Consider the following 10427-nt stretch of genomic DNA (forward strand, 5'->3'; position numbering starts at 1 on the left):
CTATCAAAAATGTTTTATAACCCCATTAACTTCTCTACCTAACGTCCAAAACGAAAACGACAATAAGAACGAACAAGAATACATCCAAAAAATGACCGCCTGGAAAAAGAACTGTCTCTTTCAACCAGAAAGTTTTTGCACCGGCGAAGAACTCAAAGATTTATTAGGTTCCCAAACCCGCATTCTCTACGATATCAGCGGTCAACCCCATGTTTACGAATTCAACGACCAAGAAATAATGCAATACTGGCAACTTGACGGCGAACTATTAGGCATGTGCGAATACGATCCTTTATGGCAAATGGATTTTCTGAGTCTCGATAAACCTCCCCAAATACCTTCCCATTTCCCCTCTTTTTATCAAAACAAATACTACGGCATAACGCAAATCGCCAACTACAACCCCGAACAACAACCCAACAAATACTACGACGACAACGAATAACCACATCAAATCCACAACCCACACCATCCAACAAAAATAAAATCACCACGCTCCGGCAAATAAAATCAACACCCCAAAAACAATCAACCCCCCGGCAGAAAACTCAACCCCCAACAACAAAACAACCACTCACATCAACGAAAACGACTACAAAGTCATCACCGAATACAACAACTTAAATCAAATCACCAAAAAAACACATTATTCATCTCATATCGATCCCCCTGATTTCGACAACAAAAACAATTACTATCTCTACTTCATCCAAATTTTCGACCCTCAAACTAATAAAAAAATCAAAGAAACCACCTACAACTCTGACGGTACAAAAACTATCGATGAATACGGACCTGATGGAATAATTTCTTCCACTGAATACAACCCCGATGAATCTATTCACTACATCGAAGAATATTCCCCCGAAAACAACAATCTCATCAAAACCACCTGGTTTCATGATGGTCGTACTTATCATATTGAAGAATACCACCCCCAAACAGGAAACAAAACCAAATTCACCTCCTACTACCCTAACGGAAACATCAAAACCCTCGAAAAATTCAAACCACACTCCGGCAAACTCATCAAATCCACCACCTACTACCCCAAAGGCTCCATCAAATTTATCCTCATCTACAACCCCAAAAAAGACGACCCCCAATCCCGCACTATCCACTATTAACACCACCCACCACATCAAATCAACCCACACCAACACCCACGCTCCGGCATCCCCACAACATCCAACAAAAAACAAAAAAAAGAAAAGGAAAACAAAGACCATGTCAAACAACAAAAAAAACCTAAAATACCCAGAAACACGCTATCTAGAAAACAACCGCGAATATTACACTACCTACAATCAAACAACCGGCCGCAAAACAAAAACCATCCGCCACCGCGACGGCAATTACGAAGGGGAAACCCACTACCACGATAACGGCAACCGCCGTCGCGAATTGGTTTGTAATCGTTGGACCGGTTATGTCGAAAAAGAAAAAATTTATGATCCCAACAACGACAATCTCATCAAAATGATCGAATATTACCACTACAAAAAGAAAAAAATCAAAGCGATCACTCTGTTTCAACAGCCCGGCTTTTTTCTAGATTATCTCAAAATCACCAAATACCGCGAAAAAGAACAAACCATCGCCTCCATCCATGAATACACCACCCCATCCAACGACCCCCAAAATCAAAAACATTTTGGAACAGGCATCTTACAACGTGTCATCTATTATTATCACAACGGCAAAGACATCAATTATATCGTGGATTACGATTTAGAATCTAACAAAATCGCCAAAATGACCTTCTACAATCCCGACAACTCCATCAAAAAAACCATTCATTACAAACGCGGCAAACCTATCATCCCGGACGGAGAGTACACCATTTACTACGACGCAGCCGAAACAAAACCCCACATCATAGAAGTCTATCGCAATTCCAAAGTCCGCAAAAGAGCAATCTATCTCCAAGACGGCACCCTCTTTTCCCTTAAAAATTACAGTTTCGAAAACGGCGAATTTTTCGAAATCGACGAACACGGCAACCCACTCCAAGAAGAACCATCCCCCTACTACAACCACTACGACACCCCCGATGCCGACCACGAATACGACGGAAACGACGACGAATAACCCCCACAACACCCAAATTCACAACCACCCACATCAATAAAATACACCGCAAATTCACACGCTCAGGCATCCAACACAACAACCCCAATAAAACAAAAATCAAAGGAGAAAACAAAAAATGCCGAACAACCCACCTCCTCAAATCGACATCCTCGATGTCGCGAATTACTTAATCCAAAAACAAAACAAAAACGATTACACCTCTATGAAACTCCAAAAGCTAACTTTTTTAACTTACGCCAAACATTTGGTAAATTGTCAAACTCCCCTCTTTCCAAACGACTTCCAAGCTTGGACTTACGGACCAGTTTCCCCTTCTCTATGCCAAAATCTAACCAAATACTCCTCCAACCCCATTCCTAATGTATCTTTAACCACCAAACCAACCCCTTTCACCTCTCAACAAAAACGGCTCATGAACTATATCATCAAAAAATATGGCTCTTTGACCCCCGATCAATTAACCCTCTTATTAAAAAAAGAAGCCTTCCCTTGGTCCAACCATTGGAAACATCTCGACTGGTCCTTAAATCCTATTTCCGACACCAGTATCTTATACGTCCACTCTCAACCTAAAAACAAAATCTAACCCCAAAACCACCCTCAAACCCCACAACACCACCATCCAACAACCACATATAACACACACCCCGGCATCCAACACAAAACCCTCCATCCATCAACCACCCACATTCACACAACAATCCAACACACCACACGCTCAGGCAAAAAATCAAACCACAAAAATAAAATCAATCCAAAGGAGAACAAACAAATGACAAAAGAATTAAAATATCCCCCTACATCCAACATAGACGGCGTAATAGAACATTACGCCTCCTACAACCAAACCACCGGTCGCAAGATAAAAGAAAAATTATACAACGACGGGTGCTACGTCGGTGAAATCCACTACCACGATAACGGCAACCGCACCCGCGAACTAGTTTTCCCGATGAGTAGCGAAGACTACGACGAAGAAAGAATTTATGACCCTCAAACTAACATCCATTTAAAAAGTATTATTTATTACGACTACGACAACAAAAAAATCCGCGCCGAAGTCATCTATCAACAACTACCATATGAAATACAACGTTTAAAACAAACGAACTACCGCGAAAAAGAACAAACCAGAGCATCAGTTTGGGAATACACCACTATCCATGATGCAGATTACCAAGATTGGGGCAAATTAAAAAAGGAAACAAATTACTACATCAACGGTGAAGACATCAGCTCCATTCTAGAATATGATTACGAATTCAACGAAAAACAAAAAATATACTACAATCCCGACGGTTCCATCAAAGAAATAATCCCATATCAAGACGGCAAACCCATCATCCCCGACGGTGAACAAATCACCTATTATGACACCAACCACACCCAAATCCACCAAATCTGTGAGTACAAAAACCAAAGACTTATAACCAAAACCATCTATCTCCCCGACGGCACTCTCCACACCAAACTTCATCTCAAAAGCAACCCGTACAGCAATATCGACATTTTAGATCCTACCAACAAAAAAATAGGGTACCTCATCCCCGAAACTCCCAACGCCGACAAATAACCCCCTCCTCCACAACCACCTCCATACAACAAAAACAAACACCACGCTCCGGCATCGAACACAACAACCCAAATCAAACAAAAATCAAAGGAGAAAACAAAAAATGACAAAAAATCAAAATAACAATTTTCAAGTAAAAAAAACAACTACCTACACTAACAAAAATGGCTACAAAACCTTCACCGCATACAATAAAAACAACCGAAAAATAAAAAAAACCTCCTACTACCCTGCTGGTTGCCTCCACTCCATTTCCTATTACGACCCCCAAACTAACAATCCCACCAAAGACATTCTTTACTACTACTCCGGTGATGTTGCCGATATCTTTATCTACGACTCTCAAACTGGTAAGCCCACCAAATCTATCGACGTGTTTGATTTTAACGGTTTCATCGACTTTATTATTGCATTTTACGAACCCCAATACGGACGTCGCCTATCCACCCTCCGCTACGAAAAAATCCCCCTCGAAGAACGTCAACTAGCCCTCCAAGAATACCAACTAGCTCTCGAAATATATCAATCCACCTCCATCCAACAACCACCCAACACACAACGTTCAGGCATCCAACACAACAATCCAAATAAAACAAAAACCAAAGGAGAAAACAAATAAATGACAAACAACAACACCCCAACAAAAGCCACCTACGAACTATTCGGCGAAAAAATTATCGCCCACTACGACCCTATCACCAACAATAGAACAAAACGTATCTGCTACGACCTCACAGATAAATATCTCAAATCCATCACCACCTACGATCCCAACACCAACCACAAAATCAAACATATCACCTACGACGACTATGGTTCGCCCGACTACATCGCCCTCTACGATCCTCATTCTGGCAATACCACCAAATACATTTCCTACTATCCTGACAACTTTCTCGATCGCATCGACGAATGCAACTCCCAAACCAGCAATCCCGTCAAAACCACCCGCTACAAAAAAAACGGCACCATTGCCTACATTACCTACTACGACCTCGAATATGGCAATCACACCCACACTCGCCGTGGTAAAAACACCACCACCAGACAAAAAACCGCCAACGAAAAAATCAAACAACTCGCCCTCCAAGAACACCAACTCGCCCAACAAGTATACAAAGACGCCCTCCAAGAATATCAATCCACCCCATCCGACAAATAACACACCCCACGCTCCGGCATCCCCCACAACACCCAAAAATAAAACCCAAATAAAAAGAAAACAAACAAAAAAAATAAAAAGAAATCAAATAAAAAAGGAGAATCCTATGTCCCCCAAAATCAAATTCATCACCCACTACTGTCTATTCGGCGAAAAAATTATCACCTCCTACAATCCCCAAACTGAAAAAATCATCAAAGAAATCCGTCATTACAACGACGGTCCTATTCGCTCCATCACCACCTACCACTCTCAAACCCAACACCGCATCAAAACAATGATCTACGAAAGAGACGGTTTTCTCGAAGCCATCACCTACTACAACCCCCAAAACGACCACAAAACCCAAACCACTCTCTTCAACCCTGACAATTCCATCAAAGAAATAGTCCACTTCCCCCTCTATTAATCAACCCCCCATCCACCACAACACCCTCCATCAAATCAACAACAACACAACACGCCCCGGCATCTAACACAACACCCCCATCCAACAACCCACCCCAAGTCCGCAACCGACTCTAAACTACGAAAATAAAATAAAAAAACATCCCCCAAACGAAAGGAAAACATATCATGAAAACAACAAACAACAAAAATCCACAACCAAATATCACACGCTCCGGCAAAAAACCCCATCCCCTTTTAATCTTCATCCTCATCCTCATCATCTCTGCCTCCGCCTCCGCTGCTTTCTGGTGGCACAACACTCGTGCCGCAGCACAATTATCCATCATCAAACCATCTACTCCCGACAATTTAATTGAATGGAAAGTAATCGACGCAACAACTGGTTCATTAGCCCCAGAAGGAGTCTTTCTTAAAGACAACGAAACCCACTAACTTATCTATACTGTTTCCGTCAAAAATTTAAGCGCTCAAACAGCCTATTTAGAAATCAACCAAAAGGTCATAACTGACAGCATCGAAATCGAGCAAGAAGGCATTAGTGGACCAAATGAGGAATTAATAGTTGGTTTATTAAAAAAAGCTTTAGAAGTGAAACATTATTACAAACAAGGCGACCAATGGAAAGAATATTCCGACACAGACAAACCTGCCATAACAGCCAAAGAAACCTTGGAAATCCAACACAAAATTAAATTAAAAGCCGACATCATGCGTGCAGAAGAAAATAAAGAAGCAACATCAGTATATAAAGACAATAATTTAACACCCAGTCAAATTAACATTACAATACCATATGAACTCGCCGAACAATCAAAATAATCCCTCCTGGCATAAAACCACCCACTCCTACGAAACACCCCTTCTTTTGAATTTAAAAATCCCCTCAACCCCCACCATCAAAAGAAAAAATCTCGCTAAAATCATCTCTCCCCAAGACGAACGGTTCCAAAATTGCCAAACCATCTCCTCCATTCACGACAAACTAAAAGAAATATTCGGCGAACAAGCCTCAGAATTAGAAATAATTGACTACAACACCGGTCTATACTACGTTTACCGTTTATTCACCAACACCAACACCTACACCATCCAACCTACCTCCCATAGTCAACATTTCAAAAACACCGCCATCCTCTACATCAAAAAATAACCCCATCCCCCCAAAGACCCCATCCCCGGGGTCTTTTTCATTGAAATAAAAACAACAATCCCACCATCCACCACACACAAAATAATATAACAACAATCACAACACACACGCTCCGGCATCAACACAATCTCAACAAAAAACAAAGAAAGAAAAGGAAAACAAAGACCATGTCCCACCATCAAAATAACTCCCCCTACGAACAATGCGTTTTAGACCATTTATCCCAACACGACCCAGGATTAATTCAAAGCACATTTTATTTATTAAAAACCGCCCAAGAACAAAACATCCTAGATATCACCAATCTTAAACTCCAAAAACTAGTTTACTACTCCCACATCCATCATTTAGTAAAAACCAAACAAAAAGAAGCAATCATCAATTCCTCCATCGAAGCCTGGCCTTACGGACCTGTCATCCCTAAATTATATTTTCTGTTTATAGGGTATCAAACACAACCCATCCGAATTGATTTCTCCCAAATCAACTTCCAAATAGATGTAAAACCCTCATTACAAACATCAATCAAATACATCTTAAAAAAATACGGTTCTTGGTCCAGCGTCCAATTAACCGACAAAAGCCACACAGAAGATCCTTGGATCAATGCTTGGCGATTGAATCAACGTTTCGAAGAGAGAATCATCCCCCAAAACAACATTTATGAATATTATCGTCAAAACAAATTATAAATAAACCGCCACCAAATAATCCACCCCACCATCCAACAAAAAAATATCAATACAACAACGTTCAGGCATCAACACAATCTCAAAAATAATCAAAAACCCCAAAGGAGAAAACAAAAAATGAAACAAAAAACATACAAAGAATTAACTTATATTGATGACAATGACTACAAAATTATCACCGAATACAACCATTTAGATCAAATCATCAAAGAAATTTATTGCAATCCCAACGAAACTATCTATGGTGTTCGAGTATTCGACCCTCAAACAAAATCCCTCCTCAAAACTATGATCTTTTTCCCCGAAGAAATTATCAGCGAACATCCTCAAACTATTTATGAATATAATTCCGAAAACCAAAAAACCAAATCCACTTTCTACAACCCCGACGGCTCCATCCGCTACATCCGCATCTATGACTCTCAAACCAACAAAATCACTAAATCCGCTTTCTATCATCCTGATGGTTCTCTTCGTTATATCAATCTTCACGACCCCCAATCCGAAAAAAGAATCACATCAATTTGGTACGACTTTAATGAAAAAATCAATTACATCTATGAATACGAACCTACAAACGGTATTTCTACCAAATACACCTCTTACAACCCTGATGGTTCTGTTTTAAAAACAATCAATTTCCCTATAAATAAACCATCAACAAATCTTGATGAAATACCAACGCCTAAAAATCCTTTTTCTCATCATTTGAAAAAATAATCCTAAAAAAACGAAAGAAAAAGAATATTAAAAATTAAAATTTTACTAATAAAAAAAACCAAAATCAACAACAATCCAACCCACCACCACGCCCCGGCATTAACACAACATCCAACAATGAATCAACATCCCCCCAAGAAAGGACCACCTATGCAAAACAAATTTTTATTCCACAACCTTCTTCATCTCAGCAATTACATCATCAATCAAACCAAACCCATCAATTTCCTCAAACTAAATTATTTAATATACTACTCCCACACCCACCATTTAATCAATCGCCACCAACCTTTATTTCAAGAAGCAATCGAAGCCTGGGTTTATGGACCCATCATTCCAGATTTATATTTTTTCTACCGCCACCACACCAACGAACCTCTCAACCCACATCCGCACGGCAATCTCGCCAAATTAACCTCCTCCCAAAAACAAAGCCTTGATTACATCATAAAAAAATTAGGTCATCATCCATCTAACGTCTTAGCAGAACAAATCATCAACTCCGACCCTTGGGATGACGCTTTCAACACTTTCACCTTCCCTATCCAAATAAACGCAATCACCAACAAAGCAATCCAAAAATACTATCAATCACACCCTCTTTAATCACCCATTCACTCCCCAAAAAAATACGGTATATAAAAAAATTTACGGTATAAAACCCACTCTCCTTTATACCGCAAACACCTTTCCAAAACCACCATCAATTTCTCAAAAACAACCAACAAACCTACAAAAACACAATAATCAAACATCAAAAACATTTTTTTAAAAGGAATATCAACCCCCCAATCCATACAACGTTCCAACAAACACACAACGTTCAGGCATTGACACAACGCCCTCCAAACATCAACCTACCCAAACAAAATCACTACCAACCATCCATCTAACAACAACCAATAACCTCTAAAACCACCTCAATTAACCAACTTAATTCCATAGTTGATAAAATTATCAACTAACTATCAAAATCTCATTTTAAACCATAAAAATCAAAGGAGAAAACAAAAATGAACCAAGAAAAAGAACAAATTTTTAAAGCAGGCGGCAATTCCTCCGCCAAAAAGAATACAAACACCACAACCAACGATTTAGAACAAATCAAAGAATTTTTACAAACCCTAGGAACACCTTTTATCTATAATGTTTTCATCACTACCCACAAAACCAACAAACAACATTATCAAGAGGCGAACTACAACCCCCGCAAAAAAACTCTTTTCACCGACGAATCAATCCAAAAAGAAATCCAATCTTTCAAAGAAGAAATCATCAAAAAAGACACAAAAACACCCCACTCCCCGGAAAAAGAGTCCCACAAATCCCCCATCAATCCCTACACTCTATCATCAGAACCCATCTTTCAAACTTTATACAAAAACGAACAAAAAAACCGCATCAAAAACATTCTCGCGGCTATTCCTACCATCAAATTAAACACTTTAAAATTACTACGTTTAGATCCTCACAAAAAAGACAAATACAACAAGTTATTCCCCACTAATTATAAAAACACCTCTACTGGCATCCTATATTACCGCGAAGAAGATCTTCCCATCATCAACGAATTCATCTACCGCCAACGAAAAGGCATCGGCTACGCTGTTATCAAAAAACGTTCGGATAAAAAATGGTTTAATTTTGACGGCAAAGAATATCCTTTAAGTCCTAACACTTTATTTCATCAAGAAAATAACACCCAATATTACCTAGATTTAAAAGGTAAAAAATATTACAAATTATTAATTGAAAGAAACCAAAAAGACGGCACAATTGAAAAAGAACCAATCGTTTTAGATCACACAACCCAATTATCTCCCGCTAAAATCAAAGAAATCAATCAATTACAACAACAATTAACTCAAAGATTTGATATCAAAACATTTGAAAAAATCCAAAAAATTCTCATAGAAAATTCATTTTCATCCTAAAATAGGCAACAAAAGGATGACTATCACATGATTAACATGCGACTATCAATTAACAAACACACAATTATCGCATAATTAACATGCAACTATCACATGACAAACACCTCCCAATCTTTCTTATCAACCTTCAATCCGTCAACTCCGACCCCCGATATTTTATATTTATATAGATACCGATTATGAGGTAGACACATGATATCTGCCTCTTTATATCTGGTAAAGGTATCTATATATATAAATAAACAAGATTCTACGAACATCGGAACAATTCTTTATTGAAAAAGAAGAACATTTCTACAAAAATCGATATTTGTAAAGAAATTCCTGGGCGTGTTGTATTTGTATTGACGATAATTAAAATATTATCAATAATATCTCAACCCAAAAACGAAAAACTTTTTTACAAACATACAAAACACAAACAAATCCCCCCATTAGCCTCAAACCCCCCTTTTTCGGTCGGAATCCTGGCGCAATAATTTTTTTCAAATCCCTCCCCAAATTTTTTTAACCCCAAAAATCATCTATTTTTTTTGCATTCCTCAATTTCATTAATTTACCCCGCCAAAAATATTAGTATAACTAAACATCTTAACCACCCTTTCAACCCACCTCAACCAACAACCTACAAAAAAAACCATCATCCCAAAAAACACTGTCTCACGATACAACAAATCCCAAACACACCACG

At 38.8% G+C, this 10427-nt stretch carries 15 protein-coding genes; all 15 read left to right on the forward strand.

Annotated features, from left to right (window positions below):
- On the forward strand, positions 1 to 445 hold a 445-nt coding region (locus HR065_RS02150), incomplete at its 5' end, for a hypothetical protein (protein ID WP_178734262.1).
- Positions 446 to 740: 295 nt separating this feature from the next.
- Positions 741 to 1127, forward strand: coding sequence for a DUF2963 domain-containing protein (locus HR065_RS03810; protein WP_420885489.1), 387 nt, complete (start codon positions 741 to 743; stop codon positions 1125 to 1127).
- 100 nt (positions 1128 to 1227) lie between these two features.
- Positions 1228 to 2091 (forward strand): DUF2963 domain-containing protein, encoded by an 864-nt coding sequence (locus HR065_RS02160; protein WP_178734263.1) that lies wholly within the window; start codon positions 1228 to 1230, stop codon positions 2089 to 2091.
- Positions 2092 to 2209: 118 nt separating this feature from the next.
- On the forward strand, positions 2210 to 2680 hold the full coding sequence (locus HR065_RS02165; RefSeq protein WP_178734264.1) for a Panacea domain-containing protein: 471 nt from the start codon (positions 2210 to 2212) through the stop codon (positions 2678 to 2680).
- Between the two features lie 186 nt (positions 2681 to 2866).
- Positions 2867 to 3667, forward strand: a complete 801-nt coding sequence (locus tag HR065_RS02170; RefSeq protein WP_178734265.1) for a toxin-antitoxin system YwqK family antitoxin — start codon at positions 2867 to 2869, stop codon at positions 3665 to 3667.
- A 103-nt stretch (positions 3668 to 3770) separates the two neighbouring features.
- The gene (locus HR065_RS02175; RefSeq protein WP_178734266.1) at positions 3771 to 4286 is read left to right on the forward strand and encodes a DUF2963 domain-containing protein; all 516 of its coding nucleotides are present in this window, start codon (positions 3771 to 3773) and stop codon (positions 4284 to 4286) included.
- Complete coding sequence (locus HR065_RS02180) at positions 4287 to 4829, forward strand: DUF2963 domain-containing protein (RefSeq protein WP_178734267.1); 543 nt, start codon at positions 4287 to 4289, stop codon at positions 4827 to 4829.
- 106 nt (positions 4830 to 4935) lie between these two features.
- Positions 4936 to 5238, forward strand: coding sequence for a DUF2963 domain-containing protein (locus tag HR065_RS02185; protein WP_178734268.1), 303 nt, complete (start codon positions 4936 to 4938; stop codon positions 5236 to 5238).
- Positions 5239 to 5405: 167 nt separating this feature from the next.
- Entirely contained in the window at positions 5406 to 5672 is a 267-nt protein-coding gene (locus tag HR065_RS02190) for a hypothetical protein (protein ID WP_178734269.1), read from the forward strand.
- Between the two features lie 156 nt (positions 5673 to 5828).
- A complete protein-coding gene (locus tag HR065_RS02195) occupies positions 5829 to 6059 on the forward strand; it encodes a hypothetical protein (RefSeq protein ID WP_178734270.1) in 231 nt (76 codons plus the stop codon).
- On the forward strand, positions 6034 to 6390 hold the full coding sequence (locus tag HR065_RS02200) for a hypothetical protein (protein ID WP_178734271.1): 357 nt from the start codon (positions 6034 to 6036) through the stop codon (positions 6388 to 6390). The genes HR065_RS02195 and HR065_RS02200 overlap by 26 nt, the downstream gene beginning before the upstream one ends.
- A 167-nt stretch (positions 6391 to 6557) precedes the next feature.
- Positions 6558 to 7082, forward strand: a complete 525-nt coding sequence (locus tag HR065_RS02205; protein ID WP_178734272.1) for a Panacea domain-containing protein — start codon at positions 6558 to 6560, stop codon at positions 7080 to 7082.
- 117 nt (positions 7083 to 7199) lie between these two features.
- Positions 7200 to 7802: a DUF2963 domain-containing protein gene (locus HR065_RS02210; protein ID WP_178734273.1), complete on the forward strand. Its 603-nt coding sequence runs from the start codon at positions 7200 to 7202 to the stop codon at positions 7800 to 7802.
- 150 nt (positions 7803 to 7952) lie between these two features.
- The gene (locus HR065_RS02215; RefSeq protein ID WP_178734274.1) at positions 7953 to 8408 is read left to right on the forward strand and encodes a Panacea domain-containing protein; all 456 of its coding nucleotides are present in this window, start codon (positions 7953 to 7955) and stop codon (positions 8406 to 8408) included.
- A gap of 407 nt (positions 8409 to 8815) precedes the next feature.
- A complete protein-coding gene (locus HR065_RS02220; protein WP_178734275.1) occupies positions 8816 to 9736 on the forward strand; it encodes a hypothetical protein in 921 nt (306 codons plus the stop codon).
- Positions 9737 to 10427: the final 691 nt, after the last annotated feature.

This window comes from Candidatus Phytoplasma pruni, from assembly GCF_013391955.1.
In the GTDB taxonomy this organism is placed as follows: Bacteria; Bacillota_I; Bacilli_A; order Acholeplasmatales; family Acholeplasmataceae; genus Phytoplasma.

Bases quoted from the DNA above. Each gene is read 5' to 3' on its own strand.
- HR065_RS02160 (WP_178734263.1), top strand. From the start codon at position 1,228: ATGTCAAACAACAAAAAAAACCTAAAATACCCAGAAACACGCTATCTA.
- HR065_RS02165 (WP_178734264.1), top strand. From the start codon at position 2,210: ATGCCGAACAACCCACCTCCTCAAATCGACATCCTCGATGTCGCGAAT.
- HR065_RS02170 (WP_178734265.1), top strand. From the start codon at position 2,867: ATGACAAAAGAATTAAAATATCCCCCTACATCCAACATAGACGGCGTA.
- HR065_RS02175 (WP_178734266.1), top strand. From the start codon at position 3,771: ATGACAAAAAATCAAAATAACAATTTTCAAGTAAAAAAAACAACTACC.
- HR065_RS02180 (WP_178734267.1), top strand. From the start codon at position 4,287: ATGACAAACAACAACACCCCAACAAAAGCCACCTACGAACTATTCGGC.
- HR065_RS02185 (WP_178734268.1), top strand. From the start codon at position 4,936: ATGTCCCCCAAAATCAAATTCATCACCCACTACTGTCTATTCGGCGAA.
- HR065_RS02190 (WP_178734269.1), top strand. From the start codon at position 5,406: ATGAAAACAACAAACAACAAAAATCCACAACCAAATATCACACGCTCC.
- HR065_RS02200 (WP_178734271.1), top strand. From the start codon at position 6,034: ATGAACTCGCCGAACAATCAAAATAATCCCTCCTGGCATAAAACCACC.
- HR065_RS02205 (WP_178734272.1), top strand. From the start codon at position 6,558: ATGTCCCACCATCAAAATAACTCCCCCTACGAACAATGCGTTTTAGAC.
- HR065_RS02210 (WP_178734273.1), top strand. From the start codon at position 7,200: ATGAAACAAAAAACATACAAAGAATTAACTTATATTGATGACAATGAC.
- HR065_RS02215 (WP_178734274.1), top strand. From the start codon at position 7,953: ATGCAAAACAAATTTTTATTCCACAACCTTCTTCATCTCAGCAATTAC.
- HR065_RS02220 (WP_178734275.1), top strand. From the start codon at position 8,816: ATGAACCAAGAAAAAGAACAAATTTTTAAAGCAGGCGGCAATTCCTCC.